The following is a 22,049-nucleotide window of genomic DNA, read 5'->3' as shown; positions in this document are numbered from 1 at the left end:
TCCGGTTAGTGCTCAAGAGGTTGTAGTTTGCTGATTACCGTCCACTGACCACTGATATTTAACCACCTGCAATGCTCCCGGTTGCGAGTTTACTCTTGATGCCTAGTAGCCGATATTCTAAAATTATCCTGAGACTAGGGATGGTGCGATTTGCCGCCTCGCTTTTGGTGGTGCTTCTGACCAACGTACTGAACCGGGTGTTGATCGTTGAGTATCAGACCCCGGCCACGCTCGTCACCTTTATCTTTGCATTCCAGCATCTGGCCACACCCAGCGGATTAATCGCCGGTTACTTTTCGGACAGATACTATCGGCGCGGCGGCAGGAGGGGTCCTTTCATTATCGGCGGTATGGTGTTGAGTGCGTCGATTATGCCGATCTTTCCCTCCTGGGGGATGTTTTTTGCTAGCCAACCGCAACACCCCTTAAGTTTCTGGCTCGGAGCCGGGCTTTTTGCCCTGTTTGGCGTTGGCCTGACGGTGTCTGCTACTGCGGTCAATGCCCTGCTGGTTGATGAGCTCCCCGAAGCCCAGCGTGGAGCTGGCATGACGTTGGTCTGGCTCCTCACCCTGGCTGGATTTATCATCGGCTCGGCTTTTTTTCACTACCTGCTGCCGGGGAGTCAAATCTATCGATTGAAGGCCATTTTCTGGCTCTTCACCATTCTGGCGCTGGCCATAGTGCTAGGGAGTGTCAGGGGAGTCGAGGTTGAGTCCGCTACTGTATCGCCGCCAACAGAAAGGGGCGCCACTGTCGGGATTGTCCTGCAAGGCCTAAGCCGGAGCAGCCAGGCAGTGCTTTTCTTTGTCTTTTTAGCGGCCACCGTCTTTTTTCTGGCAATACAGACCTTCATCCTGACCCCTTTTGGCGGGGAGGTGCTGCTGCTGCCGGTAGGGGAAACGGCTAAATTTGGTATTTATACCTCCTGGGGGGCAATGTTAGGCATGGGGAGTGCCTATTGGATGCAAAAAAAGTGGCCGCGGTGGAGAAACAAGCTCTTTCTGGTTCTCAGTCTCGGGCTCGGCGGGACGGCATGTATTCTCCTGGCGATAAGTTCCTGGTGGCCCGACAGACCGAAGGTAGAAGCTGCATTATGGCTCTTGGGCCTGTCCAAAGGTTTTTTCAACGCGGGCATCTCTTTTTTGACCATGAGCCTGGCCCACCCGGCCTTTAGCGGCGTCTTCATGGGACTGTGGAATCTGGTCTCGGGGCTGGCCCTGGCGGTAGGAGAGACAACCGGAGGATTCTGCCTGGATCAGGCAATGCGATTTACAGGGGATTTAGGGGCGGCCTATGGCCTGGTTTTCCTCGGAGAGGGTTTAGGAATGCTCGGATGCCTCATCATATTGAAACTCTTGAACCGACAACGCTACTGGCGTCAACTGGCCCCTTGGCTGGGAGCCGCCTCAACGACCAAACCGGTTGTATCGGATAACGCAGGATCAGGTTATAATTGAGGAGCATTCAGAAAAATGGCCGGTTGGGTCCTGTTCACTCTATTAGGAATGGCACTACTGGGCTGCGGTGCTGCTCCTCCTCCCGAGCCGGGCGAAGCCCTGACCTACACCCTGGATGCCCAGACGCAGGAGCTATTGGAACAGCTCAACCAGAGCGATGCCGCCAACAGGAAACCACAATTCGGGCGTCGGGTGGTAGGCCTCTTTATTCCAGGGGCCTTCCTTCCCTTTGAACCGTTTGTTCTCGGGTTGGCCACCGAAAGCCCGGCTCCTACCGTGCTCCTGTTAGATGCCCCTTGGGTTCATCGCTATGCCGGAACTCATTGGCTGTATGAGTTGGAGGAAACAGGAGTTTTTACTGCTAAGAAACTTGTTCCGGTGGTGGCAGAAGCCTTTTCGGTAAAACGGTTTGGGGCTTTCGGCGGGGGCGGCAAAGAATTAATGGCGGCGCCTAATTCCATCAAAGGCAACATTCTCTTTTTCCGCCATGATCTCCTGACGCGTCACGGCAAGTCCCCGCCCCGGAATTGGGATGAGTTGGTTGCCATCTGCCGGGACATCTTGCCGCGGGAGAAATCTCTCAAATACGGTCTGATCTTTCACGCCACAAATTTTATCAATGATTTTTATCCGATCTTTTGGGGATTCGGGGGCAGAGTATATGATGAAGAAGGAAATATCGTCTTCTTCCAGCCAAATATGTTAGCTAAAGCGGAGGCGGCTCTGGCCATGATCTGCAGCATGCAGGGAACTCTGGCGCCGGGACCGGCCGCCTTAAAGGATTTTGAAGCCCCCGAAAGTCTACGGCAGGCCTTTTTACGGGGCGAAGCCCTGTTTATGATTAATTGGAACACGCGTCTGCATGATCTCAAAGAGATGCTGAACCGTCCGGAATGGCGGAGGACGGCAGCTATTGCCAACATGGATCAGATCGGAGTAGCACCGATTCCCTCGCAGACCGGGCAGTCAAAACGATTCTCCAATATCGGCTCCTTCGGCTGGGGGGTAAACCGCTTCGCCATCACCAGGTATGGCATTATGGAGGACGCCAAACAATTCATTAATATGGTGGTCAATGACCGGATTCAGGTACTGGCGGCAGAGAACTCGGGACAGATTCCCTCCCTGCAGACTGCCCTGTCTCAGGTCCGGAACCCGGAAGTGCTACGAGTATTTGATACGATCTTTTCATATCCGGGAGTTGTCCTCCAACCTCGTCCCAAAAGTCGGCGTTTTAATAATACGCTGGAGAAATACCTGCTAACGGCGCTGTCCGGCCGGAGTGCGGCCGACGCCGCCATTAAAGCCGCAGCCCAAGAGTTGAAACAGCATATCTCCCTGGATTGATATGTCCGGTGTCGCGTCCTTTGGCAAAACTATTTTGGCCACCAGACTCTTCTGGCGTCAGGCCCTCACCTTCATTCTGGCCCTCTTCTGTCTGCTCTTCATCTTTTTCCTTTCTTTGCATCTGGCTCTGGACTCCATGTGGGACCAGGCCACTCAGAGCGTCCGGGTGGAGATCGAACGCGAGGCCGACACCATCGCCCGTCTCCTCGTTTTCGAATTTTCCCATCTGAAGGAATTACTTGACGTGCAGCCGCAGCAGCAGAGCCCCCTGGACGAGCACGTCAAACGACTGTTATGGGAAAAAGTTACTTTCAACAAGGCCATTCGCGGCATTGAACTCATCCATGGTCCCTCTGATCCTACCGGGCGGCATATCACCTATTCCTACTACCTGTCGGATATCCAGTCGACCGAATGGGAGCAGGGTCCCCAGAAATCCTTAAAAAGCCTTATGGGAACCGAAGGCGAGTTAATCGAGATCATCAACCGCGAGCAGCGGGTCGATAAAAACCGCCTGGAATCAATCAACCGCGGTCCCAAACCGGAAAGTGAGATGCTGCTGCGGTATTTTCCTTTTTATATTCCCCTGCTAGATCAAGGTGCAGTCTTTTGGGGGGTGGCCAAGGTCGGGATTAACACCGATGCCCTGCGGCGCTTCCTGGTTCTACTCGATGAGGAGGATACCCGCCTGCGGTGGACCCTGGCCTGGATTATGGGAGTGAGCGTCGTTCTCAGTTTAACGATCGGTCTGGCGGGATTCTACTGGCTAAGCCAGAAAACCGCGACTCCTCTGACCGGCTACGGCAAGATCAATGCCGCTCTCCAGGACAGCCAGGGCTCGGACATCAGCTCGGTGCTGACGTATCTGGCCAGACAGAAATCATATGATATTGTCGAGTACGAACAGGTGCAATTTCTCTGTCTGCATCTGGGGCACGTCATCCAGGCGCTGGGCGAAAAGTTGATAGCTTCAGAGCGGCAGGCCAGTCTAGGACGTCTGGCTGGCAGAGTTATGGCCGTCCGGGCTACCGACTGGAGCAGATTATTGCAACCGCTGCCCCTGGTCTGGCAAGAAATAGACCTGCACTCTTTAACGACGCAGATCAACGCCCTGTTGACCGCCATCCTGCCGCCCGGGACTCTTCGCCTCCGGGAAGATCAACCTTTATCAAACATGTTCGGCTGCCCCGGCTATCTTGTTCAGGCCATCTTGTCTCTGGCAGATTTTGCCTTGCAGGAAAAAACGGAGCTGGCGGAGCTGAGCTGGCATACCTGGCCCCTAACGGCCGGGGGATTTGGCTTGGTAGTAGGTTTCGGCGGACGACACTATTCCCAGGAGGAAATCTTTCGCCTTCTCCGTCCGCTGCAGACGCAGACTACTCCTCCTCCCCCTTTAGGTCCCTTCCTGGCAGCGGCAGTGGCGCGGCAGCATGGGGGGCGGTTTGATATTCAACCCGGACCTCAGGGCGGTTTGCAACTACGCCTGGAGGTTCCTGACAGCAGGCCCCCCACCGATGAACTTTCCGAAGCCGGATCTGAATAAGGCGTGGGGCCAATTCCGTTTTCTGGGTGCCTTAGGGGCCGCCGCGATCGGCGGTTTGGCATCCCTGGCCAACATCTTTGGCCTTTTTTATCGGTTGCTGACCCTCGGCCTTGTTGGCATGACAAGATACCGGCTGATACGGCGCGAGTTTGCCCGGCAGATTTATCTCATCGGCGGCCGCGGCTGGCCAATCGTGGCCCTTACCGGCATGCTGCTCGGACTGGCTATTATCGTCTATGCCTCGGCCCAACTGGCGAAAATCGGGGGAGAACAATTTGTCGGCAACTTGTTGGTGATCATTGTCATTCGGGAGTTGGGTCCTGTCCTGACCGCCCTGCTTGTCCTCCTGCGCTCCGGTGCCGCGATGATCGTCGAGATCGGCGGCATGGTGCTGGAACGCGAGATCGAGGCCTTGGAACTGATGGGACTGGAGCCGGAAATTGTCATCGGTGGGCCGCGTTTTTGGGGGTTGGTCATTTCTCTGATTACCTTGTATTTTATCTTTGTGGTGTGCGCCGTCTGGGGCGGTTTTCTGTTCAGTCAGATTTTTGCCGACATGTACTGGGGAGTCTTCTGGCTCTCATTCGTTAACGCCCTGGGATGGCCAGACCTGGTTTTGAACTTTGCCAAGGTCGTATTGTTCGGGATGTTTATCGGCGTGGTAGCGATTTATCACGGTCTGCAGACAGCAGATCATTGGGAAAGCATTGTCGCCCAAACCTCCCGGGGCGCAGTGATCAGCCTCCTCTTTCTGGGCCTCATTAACACCGCTTTAAGTGTTTTGTACAATGTTTAATATCGAGCCGAAAACTGTCGAACTCGACTCAGTAGATTGCACCGATCATACCTTTGTGGTAAGTTGCGGTTTCGATCTGCGGCCGCTGCGGGACTCGTTGCAGACCCTGGGACTCTTGTCGCCGCCGCTCCTGCGCCAGCTCCCCAACGGTTCTAGACAGATTATCTGCGGTTACCAGCGGGTTATGGTACTGGCGGAATTGGGCTGGCCGACTTTCCCGGCGTTGGTCTGGCCGGCCGATACGCCGGATGTCCGGTGCCTCCTGGCCTCCCTGCATGACAACTATCTGGGGCGCGGTTTTAATCCCCTGGAGGCCGCCCGGATGATCGACCGACTGCTGCAGCACTTCGATTCCGACACAGTCTGCCGGATCTATCTGCCGCCGTTGGGTCTGCCGCCTTCCCCTAAGCACTTGGGAAAATATCGTTCACTCCTATCTCTGGAGGCCGCCTACCAGGATCTGGTCGCTCAGCGCCGGTTGGTGGTAGAGGCGGCGGCACTGCTGAGCCAGTGGACCGCCTTGGATCGGGCCGCCTTATTGCCCCTGTTGCATGGCCTCGCGTTCAGTCACAGCAGCCAGCTCGAAATAGTAGAATTTTTGACGACCTTGAGCCGTCGCCACGGCAGTTCACCGGCTTTCTGGCTTGAACACCCCGAACTCCAGAGCCTTCTTCAGGATGCCTCTCTTAGTGCACCGGAGAAGATCAACCGCATAATCCATAGATTCCGCCAATGGTGCTTCCCCCGCGCCAGCCGGGCGCAGCAGCAATTCGATGATCATCTCAAGGCCCTCGGCCTCTATCATCACCCCGAAGTACGCCTGATTCCGCCGCCGGCTTTCGAGAGCTCCTCCTTTCGCCTCGAAGTGCGTTTTCAGAATCAAGCGCAGTTGAGACGGCTGCTGCACCATCTTCAGGAACTATCCCAGCGGCAGGAATTGAAAGCAATACTCAGTTTATGAAGGAGAAAGGTTTTTCTATGCACTCCAATGCCCGGCCAAATCGGCTGCTGTATGAAACCAGCCCGTATCTCCGACAACACGCTTATAATCTGGTGGACTGGCATCCTTGGGGGCCGGAGGCGTTAGAGAAGGCCCACCTCGAGGACCGGCCTATCCTCCTGAGTATCGGCTACTCCACCTGTCATTGGTGTCATGTTATGGCCCATGAATGTTTCGAAGACCCCGAGATTGCCAGGCTGATGAACGAATGGTTTATAAACATCAAGGTCGATCGGGAGGAACGGCCGGATCTTGACGACATCTATATGCATGCCGTGCAGATGATAACCGGGCGGGGTGGCTGGCCCCTAACGGTCTTTTTGACTCCCGAGCTCAAACCCTTTTATGGGGGGACCTATTTTCCGCCGATCGACCGGGGTGGACTGCCGGGATTTCCCCGTCTCCTGCAGGCCTTGCACGACTCCTATAAAAATAAGAAATCGAACATACATAACGTAATTGCGACGTTGGAACAGAATATGCGGATTCTGGCCCTGACGCCGGCTTCCGGCCAGGCGCCTAGCCTGGCGGCGCTAGATCAACTGATTGAGCACAACCTAGCCGACTTTGACGAGGGAAACGGCGGTTTTCGTGGTGCACCCAAGTTCCCGCCGTCCCAGGACTTAGGCTTCTGGGCCTGTCACTACCATCGCACCGGACAGCCCAAGGTTTTACAGAGCCTCTCTCTAACATTGCAGAAAATGGCTCGCGGCGGTCTCTACGACCAGCTACGGGGAGGGTTCCACCGTTACAGCGTCGATGACGTCTGGCTCATCCCGCATTTCGAGAAGATGCTTTATGATAATGCGCAGTTGGCTCGGCGTTATCTGGAGGCCTACCAGATCACTGGCGACGTCTTCCTGGCCCAGGTGGCGCAGCAGACCCTGGATTATGTCCTGGCGGAGATGACCGCACCCGAAGGGGTCTTCTATGCCGCCCAGGATGCGGACAGCGAGGGGGTTGAGGGCAGGTTCTTTGTCTGGACGCCGGAGCAGATTGCTGAGGTGGCGGGTGCTCAGCGGGCGCCTCTGATCTGCGCGGCCTTCGGGGTGACTCAAGAGGGAAATTTCGAGCACGGGGCCAGCGTCCTGCACCGGCCCCAGAACGAAGCTCAGTTGGCGGAGCAGTTTTCTCTCAATATGGATGAGATGCGCCACGTCCTAACAGAGGCACGGCGCCGGTTATGGCAGGGGCGGGAACAGCGGGTGCGGCCACACCGGGATGAGAAAATCATCACGGCCTGGAACGCCCTGATGATTTCGGCCCTGGCATACGGTAGCCAGGTCCTGGATAATCGAACCTACCGCGGGGCCGCAATCACCGCGGCGCAGTTTATCCTGGGCCGGGAGGCCCAAGCAGGGAGACTGCTGAGGATCTGGGCAGCGACGGATAGACAGGGGAGCGCCTTTTTAGACGACTTTGCCTTTTTTATCGCCGCCTTGCTGGATCTTTACGAGACCGACTTTTCTCCGGCCTGGCTCGCGGCCGCCGTGCGATTGAGTAAGGAAGTCGAAACCTCTTTCTACGATCGGGAGGCGGGTGGGTATTTTTCCACGCCGGTGGACCACGAAAAGCTTCTGGTGCGGCCGAAAAATTTCTTTGACCTGGCAATCCCGTCGGGCAACTCGGTCATGGTGCACAATCTCATCCGACTGCACCGATTCACCGACAATCCGGATTACTTCCTGCGTGCCCAAGAAACCCTGACCCGGCTACAGACCTTGATGATGGAAAATCCGCGGGGATTGTCGCATCTGGCCGCGGCTACCGAAGATTTTCTGGCTCCAACCCTCGCCATCACCTTGGTGGGAAACCCCACCGAGCCAGCGCTGGCGGAGATGCTCGCGGTGGTATACCGTCATTATCTGCCTCACCGCCGCCTGGTAGTCAAAGACCCCGAGAGCTGTGAGGCGCTCCTGGAAATTGTCCCTGCGGCCCGGCATTATGATCGGATAGACGGCAGGCCGACCGCTTTTGTCTGCCACGGCCAGACCTGTCAGGCGCCGGTGTTCAGCGCCGGCGGATTGGATAATTTGTTGGCTACCAGGACAAAGGATTAAAGTGGAAAAAGGTGTCTTGATGATAAATTGCACAACAAATCAACGAAAGGTTTTTTTCCGGGTTGATTCCGGACAGCAGAAACAATACCTTTAATGTAAAGGTAGTTAAGGAAATCAACCGATCAAGGAGACGTCCCATGGAAAAATATAAAGAACGTAAATGGAGCGGAGAAAAAGGCAAAAAATTCGGCAAGGTAGATGACCCTTATCTCCCCTGGGGCGGCCGCCAGGCGATAGCCATCTGCACTACCTGCAAAGCAATTTATCAGAATAAACGCTGGTTTTTCGATGAAGAGCTCTACCGGCGGCATTTTCAGGAAGAAACTACCAATCGGGTGACCTGCCCGGGCTGCCAAAAGGTGCAGGACCATTACTACGAAGGCGTCCTGACTCTGGAAGGAGCGTTTCTGGCGGAACATAAAGACGAAATCTTGATGTTGCTGAACCGCGAGGCTGAACGGGTGGCCACGAAGAGCCCCCTGGATCGGGTGATTCAGATAATCCCTGAAGATGGCGATCGGCTGATCGTGGAGACCACCACCGAAAAACTGGCCCAGAGGCTGGGGAAAGCGGTTTACCGAGCTTATAAGGGAGACCTGGATTTCCGTTGGTCCCATATGAATAAGTTTGTCCGCGTCTATTGGTCCAGATAGGGCCGAGGGTCTACATTAAATTCTATAAAGGAGAGAAAGCCTACCCCCTCAAGAGGCGATTTTCATGGATTGCAGGTGGCCGATAGGCAATGGCAATGAGTGAGATACGGCGCTCCATAAACCCAATGTCTGAACCTCCGGTAATCCGTCCGGAGCTTCCCGGCCTTTATCTCCATGTTCCTTTTTGTCAGACAAAATGTCCTTATTGCGATTTCTATTCGATTACCGATGATTCGCTGGTATTCGCCTGGCTGCAGGCCCTCGAAAAGGAGATTGATCTTCTCAACCGTAAACCTGTTTGGCGCCGGAGCAGGGCTGGTACCAACATCCTTCCTGCTGTAGGACCAGGACACGATGCCAGAGCCTTCGGTTGCAGCCAGTTCGATACCTTCTATCTGGGGGGCGGCACTCCGAGTTGTCTCGGTCAAGACGAGATAAGCACGGTCTTCGATCTCATCCGGCAGGGCTTCGTTTTTACTAAGGACGCTGAAATTACTCTCGAGGCCAACCCCGATGATGTGACCGCAGACAGACTCCATCTCTGGGGCAGGTTGGGAGTCAACCGCCTCAGCCTGGGAGTGCAGTCGCTCCTGGATGCCGAGCTGCGTTTTCTGAGTCGGCGGCACGACGCCCTCCAAGCCCGCCAGGCGCTGTCTTTGGCCCGGGAGGCGGGGTTCGAGAACCTCGGGGTTGACCTCATGTATGGCTTGCCAGGCCAGACAAAAGACAACTGGCTGGCAACGCTCGACAGCATCCTGGTCTTTCAGCCCGAACATCTCTCCTGCTATCAGTTGACTATTGAGGAAAATACGCCCTTGGCGGCCAAACGGGCTCAAGGACTCATAAAGCCATTGCCGGAAGAGCAACAAAGGGATTTTTTTCTTCTTACTTCGCAGTATCTGGAAGAACAAGGCTATCTACATTACGAAATCTCCAATTTTGCCCGGAATGAACCCTGTATCTCCCGCCATAACAGCAAATACTGGCGGCATACCCCTTACCTTGGACTCGGCCCGGCGGCCCATTCCTTCGACGGCCGTCTGCGTTTCTGGAATTATCGTTCCGTGGCAGAGTATTGCCAGGCGTTGGCAGCGGGGAAGCCCCCCCTGGATGGCAGGGAGGAGTTAACGGTTGAGCAGCGGCGTCTGGAGGCGATTTACCTGGGACTGAGAACCAAAAATGGCGCCCTGCTAACGTTCTTCACCTCTCTTGAGGCGGAAGAAGCGTTGTCAGGACTCTGTCGGGCAGGTCTGGTGCGGGTGTATCAAGGGCGGGTTCTCCCTACCCGCCAGGGTTTTCTGGTGGCCGACAGCCTGGCCTTGCTTTTAAGTTTTTAATTTGAGCATTATCTGGAGGACGTTATGGCAATCTTCACGTGCGAGAAATGCGGCGCTACCGTTGATACCCGTTGCAAACCCAAAAAATGCCAGAAATGCGGCGAGTCCAACTGCCTGGTCAAAACCTCACCACCGCCTGATAAAAGCAAAAAATAAAGACAGGTCCCTCCCTGGTCCTGTCTGCATACAGAGTCATCATGTTTGAAAATCACGACGAAATATGAAAATAGAACCGTGGTAGCTGCTCACAATCATGCATTTTCGGCTCCCCGCCCACGGCTCACTGTTTTCATACAAAAAGTGATGATTAGATTTGCCATCTCCGCAGGCCAGAGACAATCAATCCACTCAGGCCAAATCCCATCAGCCAGACGGTCCCTGGCAGTGGCGTCGGGACTACCTGGGCCTTCATGACCTGGAACAATTCAGTATTGTCCAGATATGATCCCCGGACCAGATCCAGCTCATCGGCGTAGCCAGCAAACAATTCGGAGCCGGCGCCTTCGGCATAAAGCGGAATGATGCTGTTGGTATGACTGCCGGAATTGAAATAAGCCCCTGGCAGGTTACCGGCACCATTATCTACCACTTCATTGAAGACCCCCGGTGTCGGACCCCAGAGGTATCCGCACTCATGGTCGCCAGTGACAATCAGCAGGTTCTCGTCCCAACCACCGTTCGCCAGTACCCAGTCGACAACCACTTGCACTGAGTCGTTAAAATCGCTCTGCTCCTGGATCAGGCGGCCCAATTGGTTGGCATGGTTGGCCCAATCTACCGCACCGCCCTCAATCATAAGGAAGAAACCGTCAGGATCGTTATCCAGCACATTCAGGGCCCCTTTGGTCATGAGCGCCAGGCTCGGCACCGAATCATTCAGTGGCGTGTCATCGTCGGGATCTAACAGAACATTAGGTCCGGGCGCTGGTTTCCGGGACTGTTGCAGGGTTTCATAGACTTCCGCCACACCGACCACGCGCTCTGGGGTGGCTGACGCACTGGCGAGAGCTTCAAAAGCGGTCTCGGATTCGATCAAGGACCAATTGTTGGTGTGACTGCCGGTTCTCAAGTCATTCCAGGTGTCCTCGCCGCCGACATATTTATAGGAATTAGGGGTAAAGAGATAATTGCCATTGTTGTCATACCGGGGATTACCGGCTCCCATGATGACGTTTAACGGACCAGCCAGCATTTCGTTGGCCAGTTCGGTGAAATTGTTGCGGGAAACGTTATGGGCATACATCCCCGCCGGGGTGGCGTGACTGATTTCCACCGAGGTGACGACGCCGGTGGCCTTCCCCTGTTCGGCGGCATACTCGGTAATTGTCTTTAATTTATTGCCATAGACATCCATATTGAGGACATTATCAAAGATCTTGACGCCCGTGGCCATAGCCGTGGCTGCCGAAGCCGAATCCGTATAGCCGGATTTGACGTAGTTGAAGTCGCTCCAGGCCTTGTTGGTATCATAACCTACCGGGCTGATGGGAGTGCCGGGAGGAAGAAAACCGGTCTTGGGCATCTTGCCCATGGAGTAGGTACTCATGCCATACTGCACGCTGAAGTTCTCAAAAACCGCCGCTGAGCCGTTGTAGTAGTCGGTGGCCTTGACCTGATTGTAGCCCCAACCGTCAGAAATCATTAAAATGACATTTTTAGCCGTCTCCGCCTGGGCCGCGCTGCCGGCCAGCAATAAAATCAGGACTGCCAGGAGAGCGGCAAGACGGGGACTTATCTTTCGTAACTTCATGGTCTTCTCCTTCGATAATCAAATGGTTAAATAATTCATGGCACTTGAAGAAATCAGATTATTCAATACTTCCATGCCTCACCTCCTTTACACAAATTGGTACCCCAATCCGAATATGCCGCCGGGATAGGAGAATGCTCTTCATCCCCGGTTGGTGTTTAACTTAAATCAAATTAATTTGAATAATATTCGATTCTTGAAAGAAGAAAGTGAAATATTAGTTAGGAATATTTAGTATTTGGCTAGTTCATGATATGAGAGGAGAAGTTGCTTGGGGCGAATCTTGTATTCGCCCCAAACAACTGAAGTGCTTCGTGCTGCCGGTAAACCATTTTCATGGTTCGTGGGTGGCCGATAGTATTGGCGGGTATTTAATGAAGACTCTTCCGACACCTACGTCTCAACGATTCGGACGAACTGGCGCGGTCCGTATCCCGGAGGACGCCCGCCGGGCATCCGCCGTTGGATGTCGGTGGGGAGGGTGGAATGAGGTCGGTGGTCTCGTTTACCGGAGTTCAAACGATTCGAGCGTGCCTTCCTGCAGCAGGCACACCCTGTCGCTGAACAACCGGACCAGAGGGAGATCGTGGCTGACAAACAGATAGGAGATGTCGTTTGCTTCTCGGATGTCTTCCAGTAAGCGCATGATGCGTGCCTGAGTGATCGCATCGAGCATGCTGGTGGGTTCATCTAAAATTATGACTTCCGGTTGTAGAACCAGCGCTCGTGCTATGGCCAACCGCTGGAGTTCTCCCCCGCTGAGTTGTGCCGGACGGCGAGACAGGACCGCAGTGTCGAGGCCGACACGACGGAGCTGTAAGGCGATGATCTCTTCCGAAACCGGCAGCCCATGTGTGCGGAGGGGTTCGATCAAGCTGTAACGAAGCGTCCGGAGCGGATCGAACACGGTTTCGGGATGCTGGAAGAGTATCTGCACCCGCCGATGGAATCGCATTCGTTGACTTCCGCGCATACCCCGGACATTCGTTCCTCCGAGCATGAGACATCCCCTATCGGGATTTGACAGACCCGCCAAGATAAGGCAGAGAGTGCTCTTGCCTGAGCCACTGTCTCCCACGATACCGAGGGTTTCACCACGTTCCAGACAGAGATTTATACCTCTCAGCACTTGCCTGACACGGTTCCTGGAAAAGCCCATCCGGAAGGCTTTGGCCAATCCGACGGCTTCAAGAAGCATAAAGCCAGCACCTCACGACGCAACCGTCGCGCAGGAAAAGAGGGGGACGCTCAAGACAACGCCCGGTTGCATGGCGGCATTCCCGCTGAAATGGGCATCCCGTTTTTTGCCGGTCAGCGTTCCGTGGAGTCGGAGCGAGGGCAACCTTCATGCCGCGGGAGGGCAGGGCGGCCAGCAATGCCTGTGAATAAGGGTGCAGAGGATTTGAAAAGAAATGTTTCCGAGAGGCTTCTTCTACGACCGTCGAACCGGTCATCACTGCTATACGGTCGGCGAACCGTTCTGCAAACCATAAATCATGCGTCACCATCAGAATCGCCTCGTCCCGGAACTCCGTGAGGACATTCAAAAGCTCGTTCTTCGCCTTGTAATCCAGTCCTTTGGTCGGTTCGTCGACCAACAACAGGTCTGCTTCACGAGCAAGCGCCATGGCCAACAAGGCGCGTTGTTTCATGCCGCCACTGTATCGGTGAGGATAATCGAGCCTCCTAAGATCGACCTCCCGGATACCCATCCGGTGCAGAAAGTCATTTGCCTTTGCATACGCGGAAGACCTGCTCGTCCGGCAGTTTGAGCATATCGATTCGGCCACCTGAAAGCCGATACTGAGAACGGGGTTTAGGGCGTTGCCGGCAGTCTGAGGTACGTAAGCCAATCTATACCTTCTCAGTTCGCGCATCTGCTTGTTTGTAAGCTGCAGGAGGTTCCGACCCCGAAAAAGAATTTCCCCCGAAACCCGGGCGTCTCCCGGCAGCAACCGGAGCAATGTTGTAAGCAGCAGGCTCTTGCCGCTGCCGGTCTCGCCGATCAGTGCAACCTTTTCTTGCTCTCTGACGCAAAAGTCCACGTGATCCAGCACACACCGGTGCATGTCGTTCGATTCGGGAAACTCCACCGTCAGACTCCTAACGGAAAGAATCACATTTTGAGTGTCCGTCTGGTTGCAGATCAGGGACGCAGTGAGCTCAGAGCAAGGGGTTGAATCCCGGCCGTATCTTATCCTTACCCGGAAAGCGCCCGAGCGCGGCACGGCAGGTTCGAAAGCCAACCCCGAAAGCGTGAAGGCGAGCACCGTCAGAGAGATACAAAACACCGGCGGCAGGTACAACCAGTAAAATCCGTTCACCACTGCTCCATGTGAAAAGGCATTATAAAGCATTGTTCCCCAACTGCTTCGGATGGGATCGCCCAGTCCCAGGAAGCTCAGACCGGCCTCGGCCAACATGGCGCCGGATACCGCCAGACATCCCCTAGCCAGAACCAGCTGACGGACATGGGGCAGGACATGCCGGAGCATTATGTGAAAATGGGACACTCCCAAAGCCCGGGTGGCAACGATGAAGGGCATTCCTCTCACTTGCATCACGGACGCACGCACGACCCGTGCCGTACCGGCCCAGCTGAGCACGGCAATAGTCGGTGCAATACTTCGGAAGCCGGGTTTCAAATATGAAGTAACGACGATCATGAGCGGCAAGCCCGGAATCAGCAAGAAAACGTCGCAGAGCACTATCGATACGGCGTCGGTTCGACCGCGAAAATAACCCGATGCGATGCCGACTACGGCACCGAACAGTGTCGCAGGAACAGCTGCTGCCAATCCTACAGCAAGAGAAAACTTCCCACTTTCAAAGAGCAGAATCAACACGTCGCGCCCCAATTCGTCGACACCCAAAGGGTGACTGAAATTCGGAGGCAGGAAGGGCCTTCCTCTCGTATTGAAAAAGATCGGTCCAAGCACGGGACCCGACAGAACGGAAAGTATCACGGATAGAAGGACTACATGACCGAACGTGAAAATGCCGTGTCTACCCATGACTCATTCCATCCCGCACTCTGGGGTCGATAAACGTACAGGCTAGGTCGGCTAATGCATTCGCCGCAATAACTCCGATAGTAAGAAAGAGCAGGCAGCCCGACAACAGGGGATAATCACGCGAAACCACAGCGTCGTATATCAACGTACCCATGCCTTGCCAAGAGAAAACCGTCTCCACCAGCAGCACACCTCCGACCATATGCCCGCATTCCAAAGCCACTGTCGTTATCAACGTGGGCAATACGTTCGGCACGATATGCCGGAAAAGTACTCTGCGTCCCGTAAGCCCCAGGGCAATTGCTGTCAAGACGTAGTTTTCTCCCGCACTTTGCCGCACGACACTCCGCATGACGATATAAGGCGTCGCCGATCCATGCAAGACAAGGGCGGCAATGGGAAGGACTGTGTGTCGAATCAGGTCTCCGATCCGTGTGGCTCCCTCGCTGCCTTCTCCCGCCATTCCGCTCAGCGGAAATAAACCGGCATGGAACGACAGGATCAGCACGAGAATCAAACCCATGCAATATCCCGGCATCGCTTGTAAGAAGAGGAATGTTGCAGTCAGCAGCCGGTCCGTCTTCGAGTTCGTCTCCCACCCCGCCAGAGCCCCCAACGATCCGCCCAACACTGTCGACAGAATCACCGCCGGAACAAGGAGAATCAGCGTCCATTTCATTCGAAACAGGATCACTTCCAACACCGGTTTGCCGTAATACGGGGTGTGACCGAGATCTCCCCGCAACAGTCGCCCCATATGTTTTGCATATTGCACATGAATCGGTCGATCCAGCCCATATTCCGCTCCGGCCGCTTTTAAGGCTTCGGGATCGAGAGAAAGCAAGGAATAGTAATTCCTCGTCCCGAGCAGGCCCACCAGCGGATCGCCTGGCATCATCCGTATGAGAATGAAATGAAGGGTGACAACGGTGATCACCGCCATTGTGTATTTAAGGATGCGGGCAGTCGCGTGCGCGTACATCACGGCTCGGAACTTTGTGAATTTCTCAACCGGATGCCTGACCATGTCTGGGAATTGACGACCCCACCGCTCATCACTGTCCAACCCTCGAACCGATCGGATCGGCAAGGATAGTAAACTTGCCCATGATACAGGGCGAAAGCGGGTAGTTGAGAGGCGTAGTATTCCTGCAACGCCCAAGCCGCCTGACGCATTTGTTCGTCGTCTTTGGCCCTGTAAAAGGCTTCGGTGAGAGCAAGCAACCGAGCATCCCGGCAGGTTCCCATGTTGCCGGGGGAGTCCGCAAGCACTAACGTTCCGCAGCCTGCAATCACATCCAGCGGCAAAAGTCGTCCCACGCAGATGTCGTAATCCCTGAGACCGAAAAGTTTGCTATCTGCTACGGTGAAATCGTAAACGACAGGTGTGGCCTCGATCCCGATTCCCCTCAGATGCCGGGCGACCAGTTTCGCAGTCTGAACGAGATGCGGATACCGTGATCCCCCCTGCACCAGCAGATCCAAGCGCAAAGGTTTTCCGTCCGGCGTTGTGCGCACGCCTTCGGTGGATCGGACCAAGCCCGTTTGATCGAGAAGACCGGCGGCTCGGACGAGGTTCTGTTCGAGCTGCTGCTGCCTCTGTTTGAAATAGCGATAGGCAGGAGGCATAAAGCCACGAACGGGCGGTTGCCCCCGGTTCTCCGCAACCACCCGCAGAATTTCCTCGTAGTTCACGGCGCAAGCCACGGCCTCGCGAAATCTGAGATCATTCATCGGAAACTTGCGATGATTGAAAAACAGGACTGCAGGAACTCCCATATCCGGTGTGGAAAGCAACTCAACGGGCGACCCCTCTATCGCTCTGAGTCGTGACAAGGGAAACGGACTATAGTACTCCATCAGGCCGTCGATGTCCCCTTTGATCATCGAAAGCAAAAGGGAATCGAAGGATTTGAACTGGCGCCAGATCAGCCGTTCCGCTGCGGGCTGTCCCCCGAAATAGTGCGGATTTGCGGTGAGCGTCAGCGACTGGGCCGCAGGGTCGTAGTGCTCGAACCGATAGGGACCGCAGCCGACCAATGCATTCGCTCCCGAATACTCTCGCGGACGGACAACATCTCTCCATACGTGTTCGGGCAGGATGACGGTGCTGGTCGGGAGCCACGATTGCAGCAGGAAAAAACCCACATCTTTCATAAGATGAACGGTGAAGGTATGCGTATCCCATACAGTGACGCGCTCCAGGTATTGTGCCCACTGCGACCATCGCTCATGCTTTTTATAGAATTCGAGAGTGAACGCTGCATCCATGGCGGTGACCGGTAGATCGTCATGCCATCGCACGCCGTGTTTCAAGTGGAACGTAAGGGCTTTGCCGCCTTCCGAAATCTCCCAGCTTTCGGCCAGCATCGGTACGATACGGTAATCGGGCGCGTATTCAACCAGTTTGGAATGGATCAGGGACGCCGGGATATTCACGAAAAGTCCTTCGTCCCAGGGATTGAGAAGTTTCACTTCGGATCTGAAGCTTCCCATCCGCAACGTGCGCAACTCACCGGAATCGGCCGCCGTATCGCCGCAACCGGTCGCGACAAGTGCTGAAGCGATCAGCACAATCCATAACCGCTTCAGTGAATGAGATGCCGGAATTCGCATCCGTTTCTCCACATGAAAATTTTGGGACAGGAAGAGTGAAACGCCGCGGAGCGCAGGCGGAAGGAAACCCTTCCCGAAACTTTGGGTAAGGTTATCCTTCCGCCTTTCCCTCGCAACGTTTCCCCTCGCCCATGTTCAGAAACTGAGTTTCAATCCGCCCGTGAAGTTGATTCCCGGCTCGGGCCGGTAGAAATCATAAGCAGGCCACGTACAATACCGTTCATCCAACAGGTTGTTCGCTTTGAGGAAAATTTCCAAATTCTTCATCGGGTTATACATTAGGAGGAGGTTGATGATCTGATAGGTTTTTGGTTCTCGGCGGTCATAGTTCGAGTTCATCCACTGCCTGCCGTTCGTAATGTATTCGATGCGCCCTCTGATTCCGAAACCGGAATCGTAGTCTGCGCCTAAACTGAAATCCCACGGGTCTACACCTACGATCCCTTTGCCTTCGACATCTTTGGGGTTTTCCCATTCGGCCCAGTTGTAACCGAAGGTTGCCCATAGGGTGAGGGGCTTGATCACGTTGGCCGACAGCTCGACCTCCACGCCAGGCACGTTCTGATCTCCGGTGAAAAGATATTTTTGCGAGGCGGTCTCTCTGACATTCACGTCCTTAAGCTGGGTATAGTAGCCGCTGATCATGTAGTTCAGTCGCCCTCCCAGAAAATGTCCCTTGGAGCCGATTTCATAGTTGATCGATGTGGTGACTCCGTCCTCGTTTGCGTATTGAGGGTCGGGGGTCCGGGTTCCTTTGGATGCCTGAACGAAAAAGCTGATGTTTTCCGTAGCCTGCCAGGTTACTCCCCCTTTGGGAGAAACAGGATTCGACTCCACTTTGAAATTGTCCGAAAACTCACTGTCAACATCGTATCTGATGTGATCGTAGCGTAGTCCCACGTAAGCCCGCACGGACGGCACAATATCCATTTGCATCTTGAAATAGCTGGCAACCTGAATGTAATCGCCGTCGAATCCCAGAGTTTTGTTTACTCTGTTCCGGTGGCCGTCGGTCCGCCACTGATCCGTATCGTAGAAATCCTTTCGGAAATCGAAGCCGACAATGGCCTGAAAATACCGTCCCCAGATTTCGGTATCGTAATCCAGGTGAGAACGGTAACCGAAGTCGTTGCGTTTTTGGTACTGTTCACGTTGTTGGGAACCGGTCCACACAAGATGCGTGTCTTCCCACCACGTGCCCTGCCAATACCTGGCCCATGCCAGATTGGTCCACTTCCATTGCGGTGAAATGATCCAGACATTGTTCAAGGCGAATCGCGCCTCGTCCTTGGTGCGTCCGTCCGAATCATTGGGAGCCAGTTTCCATGCTCCCCCATCCCAATATACCTTGCCGAAGCCGGTCGGGACCTTGGCATCGTAAGAGAAGGCTGTCAGAGACAGGGTCGTATGGTTTGCATTGAGATCGCCATAGGTGATGTTGGAATTGGCGTTCACGAAATAATCGATATCGGTGTTATCGGCGAAGCCGTCCTGACGTTTGAATTCTATTGATGTAAAGTGTTTAAAGTTACTGAGGAATTCATTACTCAGACTGGCTTGCCCACGAGCGTATCCATAACTGCCACCCTCTGCTGTGATGGAAGACTTCTTGCTGTACTTCTTGGTGTAGAATTTGATCACAGCTGCCGTATTGAAATCTCCCGCATCGATGTCGAACGGTCCCTTGATGACTTCAACATAATCGATCATCTCGGGAGTAATGCTGTTCAAGTCGGCCTGTCCGGCAAAAATAGGGCCTGCTCCGCCGGGTTCGTTTAAAGGAACATCATCGAGAAACACGGCAAAGTGATTGGCGCCGGCATGAAGCATTTGTCCCCGTATCGCCACGCGGGCTTGACCGATTCCGCCACCCGTATATTTCATCAAAGTGATGCCGCTGATATGATATAAAATATCCCATGCATCCTTGAGGTTCATTTTTTCAATATCCTGACTGGTGAAAATCTTTATCATCGCCGGTTCTTTTTCCTTTTCCTCCTTGAATTTCAAACTCTCGGTGGTAATAATGACTTGTTCCAATTTGTGTTCAACAGCGAACACGGAATCGGATATCATACAAATAGTCCATACTATTAACATTAACAAACAGCGAAGTGCCATTACTCCCTCCTCCGTAATGTATACTGGAAATTGGCAACCCTGAATTTGGGCAGTGCGAATACCGCCAACCGAAAGCCCCCGTAAGCAGTCTGATGGGTTGGCGCCGCTGGCTACCTCTTTCCGCTTTGAAAAGTACGCCTTGTTGCCTCTTTCGCTCCCCTTTGCTCACCCCCTTTCCCTTGCATCGAAACCGATTTCGATTCCGTGCATTAAGGTCCGCCTTGCTTTCCGTTGTTCCGCCGTGGCTGAGCGTTGTCGTTCACGGTGAGGTCCGCCCAGAGGAGGAAGTGGAAAGAGATACCGGGGACGGTCCATCCTTGTTCGCTCTCCCGCATGTTTTCGGTCAGGAGCGATCTTAATTGGGCGTGCTCTTCTTCCGATTCGAGGTTCAATGCCTCTGCCCAACGATCATGAAGCTTGCCCACATCGGGATAGCTCCAGGACGGGGTGCTGAAGATGCGGACCAGGGGGTAGACGGACTCGGTGCCGAGCATTCCCAGCAGAAGGTGGAGGCTGTCGGTGTCCGGTCCACGATCGATTTGCTTCAGACGCTGTCTGAATTCCGGATCATGGGGGCGCGGTCGTGGGGTCATCGGGTTGATCAGACACAAGGCCCGATTCGCTGATTGAATCATTCGGGACAATGCTTCATGCAGGTCGTAAAAAGCGAGCAGGCAGTTCGCCGCCAGTACGAGGTCATAACGTTTGCCGGAAAAACTTCGGGGCCAGGAACCTTCGATAATTTCAACGTTGGAGAGATTTTCGAGTTTCAAATTGTGTCGCAATACTCCGAGCATTCCGGGCGAGGGATCGATCACGGTGACTCTGGGCACTCTCTTCGCCAGAGGTATCGTGAACACACCGGTTCCGGCGCCAATCTCCAAGACCGAACGGATCGATTCATGCGTCTGTGTGCGCCTCAGAAGATCATCGACCATAGCCAGAACGTGAGGAGACGAAGAAGCTTTTGCATGATAGGTTGGAGCATTCCTGACTCTTCTTTGTTCCATGGTGTTCTCGGACAGATAGTGATACGGGGTTGCTTCGACGCATTCGATCCACAGGGATCGATAGAGAGCGATGGCGTCGTTTTCGTTCATAACGACTTCTCCAATTGTTGCAGTTCATTCTGCTCCGGTTGAGGATTCATGAAAATTGCACCCGCCAGTGCCGCTATCAATAGGGCAAGTCCCACCCAAACGATGAGCGAATCCGGTCGGTAATGACTACAGAGCGCTCCGGCAGCCAACATGCCGAACGGGATAGTCGCGTGCGTTCCCATTCCGTACATGGCGAACACACGCCCGCGCATATGTGGGGGGGTTATGCGCTGAATGAGGGTGGAAATAAGCACACCGGCAGTGCCGATGCAAAAGCCCATGAGCGCAAATGAAAGCATCGAAAGATAAAGGTTGCCACACAGACCGAGGACGACAACGGACGAACCGGAAAGCATATAGGCCCGCGTGATCCAACGGTAATCTCGGAATCGCTCCCTGTGCGACGCTATGAATAGGAAAGCGCTCATCGTTCCCGCGCCCCACCCGGAAAAAATGACGGCAAAGCCTTCTTTGCCGGCACCCAGGATTTCGGCGGAATAGATCGGTATTAGAACCATCAGGGATGGAATACACAAATTGACCGCAGCCACCATCGCAACGATATAAAGAAGCACAGACCCCCCCCTGACCAAAAAGACGAGTCCTATCCATGTTTCGGACCAAATCCGCTTATCCGTCTCGGATTTTCGGTCTGCGCGGGGAATGCGCGTTAGGCCGACACAGACGCCGGACATCAGAAAGGTCGCTGAATCGAAATAAAGAACCTGGTGTGCTCCGAATACCGACATGAGGTAAGCGGCCAACGCCGGGCCCACGAGTTGTCCGGTCTGCACGGAACCCGCCAAGAGTGAATTGGCAGCAGGAAGGTCTTTGTTGGGCACGATCAGGGGAACACCCGAGTTGATTCCGATGCTGAAAAGTTCTGCGAACAAAGCCTTGGCCACTACCAGCAGGTACACCAGCCAAAGTGTGAGAACGCCGAGTCGGTCCAGCAGGGGAATCATCGCAACACATAAGGCGCATGCAATGTCGCAGATGATCATGACGGTTTTTCGGTCAGCACGGTCCAGATAAGCCCCCAGAAACGGCCCCAGAAGTATCAAAGGTCCCACCTGACAGATTCCGACCAGGCTCATCTTCAGAGGCGACCCCGTCGATTCGTAAACCACCCACATGACCGCCACCCAATTGACACCGTTGCCGATTCTCGAAGCGACCTGTCCGAACAGAAGGGTGCCGAAATCCCTGTGGAGAACGAGCTTCAGACCCGATGATTCTTTCTGTGTCATCCGAA

General features: G+C 54.4%; 17 protein-coding genes. 9 read left to right on the top strand and 8 right to left on the bottom strand.

The features are described 5' to 3' along the window. The first annotated feature begins 140 nt into the window (after nucleotides 1-140). The 9 genes from DESAC_RS00625 (at nucleotide 141) to DESAC_RS15580 (ending at nucleotide 10,349) form a co-directional block, all read left to right on the top strand. A complete protein-coding gene (locus DESAC_RS00625) occupies nucleotides 141-1,457 on the top strand; it encodes an MFS transporter (RefSeq protein ID WP_013705135.1) in 1,317 nt (438 codons plus the stop codon). Nucleotides 1,458-1,472: 15 nt separating this feature from the next. After that, a complete protein-coding gene (locus DESAC_RS00620; RefSeq protein ID WP_013705134.1) occupies nucleotides 1,473-2,804 on the top strand; it encodes an extracellular solute-binding protein in 1,332 nt (443 codons plus the stop codon). 1 nt (nucleotide 2,805) lies between these two features. Beyond that, nucleotides 2,806-4,347, top strand: coding sequence for a hypothetical protein (locus tag DESAC_RS00615; RefSeq protein WP_013705133.1), 1,542 nt, complete (start codon nucleotides 2,806-2,808; stop codon nucleotides 4,345-4,347). Further along, nucleotides 4,319-5,143 carry an MlaE family ABC transporter permease gene (locus tag DESAC_RS00610; RefSeq protein WP_013705132.1) on the top strand — a complete coding sequence of 275 codons (825 nt, stop codon included), beginning with the start codon at nucleotides 4,319-4,321 and terminating at the stop codon, nucleotides 5,141-5,143. The genes DESAC_RS00615 and DESAC_RS00610 overlap by 29 nt, the downstream gene beginning before the upstream one ends. Beyond that, the gene (locus DESAC_RS00605) at nucleotides 5,136-6,104 is read left to right on the top strand and encodes a ParB/RepB/Spo0J family partition protein (RefSeq protein ID WP_013705131.1); all 969 of its coding nucleotides are present in this window, start codon (nucleotides 5,136-5,138) and stop codon (nucleotides 6,102-6,104) included. Before DESAC_RS00610 ends, DESAC_RS00605 begins: the two co-directional genes overlap by 8 nt. A gap of 17 nt (nucleotides 6,105-6,121) precedes the next feature. Further along, on the top strand, nucleotides 6,122-8,203 hold the full coding sequence (locus DESAC_RS00600) for a thioredoxin domain-containing protein (RefSeq protein WP_013705130.1): 2,082 nt from the start codon (nucleotides 6,122-6,124) through the stop codon (nucleotides 8,201-8,203). Between the two features lie 137 nt (nucleotides 8,204-8,340). Continuing rightward, the gene (locus DESAC_RS00595; RefSeq protein WP_013705129.1) at nucleotides 8,341-8,856 is read left to right on the top strand and encodes a BCAM0308 family protein; all 516 of its coding nucleotides are present in this window, start codon (nucleotides 8,341-8,343) and stop codon (nucleotides 8,854-8,856) included. Between the two features lie 95 nt (nucleotides 8,857-8,951). After that, entirely contained in the window at nucleotides 8,952-10,193 is a 1,242-nt protein-coding gene (gene hemW / locus DESAC_RS00590; RefSeq protein ID WP_237671368.1) for a radical SAM family heme chaperone HemW, read from the top strand. A 24-nt stretch (nucleotides 10,194-10,217) separates the two neighbouring features. After that, nucleotides 10,218-10,349 (top strand): RCKP-type rubredoxin-like domain-containing protein, encoded by a 132-nt coding sequence (locus DESAC_RS15580; RefSeq protein WP_013705127.1) that lies wholly within the window; start codon nucleotides 10,218-10,220, stop codon nucleotides 10,347-10,349. Between the two features lie 151 nt (nucleotides 10,350-10,500). Here the strand turns inward: DESAC_RS15580 and DESAC_RS00585 are convergent, their stop codons facing one another. The 8 genes from DESAC_RS00585 to DESAC_RS00550 form a co-directional block, all read right to left on the bottom strand. Continuing rightward, nucleotides 10,501-11,943 carry an alkaline phosphatase gene (locus DESAC_RS00585; protein WP_013705126.1) on the bottom strand — a complete coding sequence of 481 codons (1,443 nt, stop codon included), beginning with the start codon at nucleotides 11,941-11,943 and terminating at the stop codon, nucleotides 10,501-10,503. A 505-nt stretch (nucleotides 11,944-12,448) separates the two neighbouring features. Next, nucleotides 12,449-13,141 carry an ABC transporter ATP-binding protein gene (locus tag DESAC_RS00580; RefSeq protein WP_013705125.1) on the bottom strand — a complete coding sequence of 231 codons (693 nt, stop codon included), beginning with the start codon at nucleotides 13,139-13,141 and terminating at the stop codon, nucleotides 12,449-12,451. Then, nucleotides 13,131-14,801, bottom strand: coding sequence for a dipeptide/oligopeptide/nickel ABC transporter permease/ATP-binding protein (locus DESAC_RS15575; RefSeq protein ID WP_169311475.1), 1,671 nt, complete (start codon nucleotides 14,799-14,801; stop codon nucleotides 13,131-13,133). The genes DESAC_RS00580 and DESAC_RS15575 overlap by 11 nt, the downstream gene beginning before the upstream one ends. A 148-nt stretch (nucleotides 14,802-14,949) precedes the next feature. Continuing rightward, nucleotides 14,950-15,939 carry an ABC transporter permease gene (locus DESAC_RS00570; RefSeq protein WP_013705123.1) on the bottom strand — a complete coding sequence of 330 codons (990 nt, stop codon included), beginning with the start codon at nucleotides 15,937-15,939 and terminating at the stop codon, nucleotides 14,950-14,952. Then, the gene (locus DESAC_RS00565) at nucleotides 15,939-17,573 is read right to left on the bottom strand and encodes an ABC transporter substrate-binding protein (protein WP_013705122.1); all 1,635 of its coding nucleotides are present in this window, start codon (nucleotides 17,571-17,573) and stop codon (nucleotides 15,939-15,941) included. The genes DESAC_RS00570 and DESAC_RS00565 overlap by 1 nt, the downstream gene beginning before the upstream one ends. 135 nt (nucleotides 17,574-17,708) lie before the next feature. Beyond that, on the bottom strand, nucleotides 17,709-19,613 hold the full coding sequence (locus tag DESAC_RS00560; protein ID WP_169311474.1) for a TonB-dependent receptor: 1,905 nt from the start codon (nucleotides 19,611-19,613) through the stop codon (nucleotides 17,709-17,711). A gap of 290 nt (nucleotides 19,614-19,903) precedes the next feature. Then, nucleotides 19,904-20,794: a class I SAM-dependent methyltransferase gene (locus DESAC_RS14855; protein ID WP_013705120.1), complete on the bottom strand. Its 891-nt coding sequence runs from the start codon at nucleotides 20,792-20,794 to the stop codon at nucleotides 19,904-19,906. Continuing rightward, nucleotides 20,791-22,044: an MFS transporter gene (locus DESAC_RS00550; RefSeq protein ID WP_013705119.1), complete on the bottom strand. Its 1,254-nt coding sequence runs from the start codon at nucleotides 22,042-22,044 to the stop codon at nucleotides 20,791-20,793. Before DESAC_RS00550 ends, DESAC_RS14855 begins: the two co-directional genes overlap by 4 nt. Nucleotides 22,045-22,049 lie beyond the last annotated feature (5 nt).

The sequence above is a fragment of the Desulfobacca acetoxidans DSM 11109 genome, from assembly GCF_000195295.1.
Taxonomy (GTDB): Bacteria; Desulfobacterota; Desulfobaccia; order Desulfobaccales; family Desulfobaccaceae; genus Desulfobacca; species Desulfobacca acetoxidans.
Note: the sequence above shows the minus strand (reverse complement) of the source record. Positions and strands in the feature narration are given on the sequence as shown.

What these genes read in the sequence shown, in the direction of transcription:
- DESAC_RS00600 (WP_013705130.1), top strand. Translation starts at nt 6,122, where the DNA reads ATGCACTCCAATGCCCGGCCAAATCGGCTGCTGTATGAAACCAGCCCG.
- DESAC_RS00610 (WP_013705132.1), top strand. Translation starts at nt 4,319, where the DNA reads ATGAACTTTCCGAAGCCGGATCTGAATAAGGCGTGGGGCCAATTCCGT.
- DESAC_RS00620 (WP_013705134.1), top strand. Translation starts at nt 1,473, where the DNA reads ATGGCCGGTTGGGTCCTGTTCACTCTATTAGGAATGGCACTACTGGGC.
- DESAC_RS00605 (WP_013705131.1), top strand. Translation starts at nt 5,136, where the DNA reads ATGTTTAATATCGAGCCGAAAACTGTCGAACTCGACTCAGTAGATTGC.
- DESAC_RS00595 (WP_013705129.1), top strand. Translation starts at nt 8,341, where the DNA reads ATGGAAAAATATAAAGAACGTAAATGGAGCGGAGAAAAAGGCAAAAAA.
- hemW (WP_237671368.1), top strand. Translation starts at nt 8,952, where the DNA reads ATGAGTGAGATACGGCGCTCCATAAACCCAATGTCTGAACCTCCGGTA.
- DESAC_RS00570 (WP_013705123.1), bottom strand. Translation starts at nt 15,939, where the DNA reads ATGTACGCGCACGCGACTGCCCGCATCCTTAAATACACAATGGCGGTG.
- DESAC_RS14855 (WP_013705120.1), bottom strand. Translation starts at nt 20,794, where the DNA reads ATGAACGAAAACGACGCCATCGCTCTCTATCGATCCCTGTGGATCGAA.
- DESAC_RS00585 (WP_013705126.1), bottom strand. Translation starts at nt 11,943, where the DNA reads ATGAAGTTACGAAAGATAAGTCCCCGTCTTGCCGCTCTCCTGGCAGTC.
- DESAC_RS15580 (WP_013705127.1), top strand. Translation starts at nt 10,218, where the DNA reads ATGGCAATCTTCACGTGCGAGAAATGCGGCGCTACCGTTGATACCCGT.
- DESAC_RS00625 (WP_013705135.1), top strand. Translation starts at nt 141, where the DNA reads ATGGTGCGATTTGCCGCCTCGCTTTTGGTGGTGCTTCTGACCAACGTA.
- DESAC_RS00565 (WP_013705122.1), bottom strand. Translation starts at nt 17,573, where the DNA reads ATGCGAATTCCGGCATCTCATTCACTGAAGCGGTTATGGATTGTGCTG.
- DESAC_RS00550 (WP_013705119.1), bottom strand. Translation starts at nt 22,044, where the DNA reads ATGACACAGAAAGAATCATCGGGTCTGAAGCTCGTTCTCCACAGGGAT.
- DESAC_RS00580 (WP_013705125.1), bottom strand. Translation starts at nt 13,141, where the DNA reads ATGCTTCTTGAAGCCGTCGGATTGGCCAAAGCCTTCCGGATGGGCTTT.
- DESAC_RS00615 (WP_013705133.1), top strand. Translation starts at nt 2,806, where the DNA reads ATGTCCGGTGTCGCGTCCTTTGGCAAAACTATTTTGGCCACCAGACTC.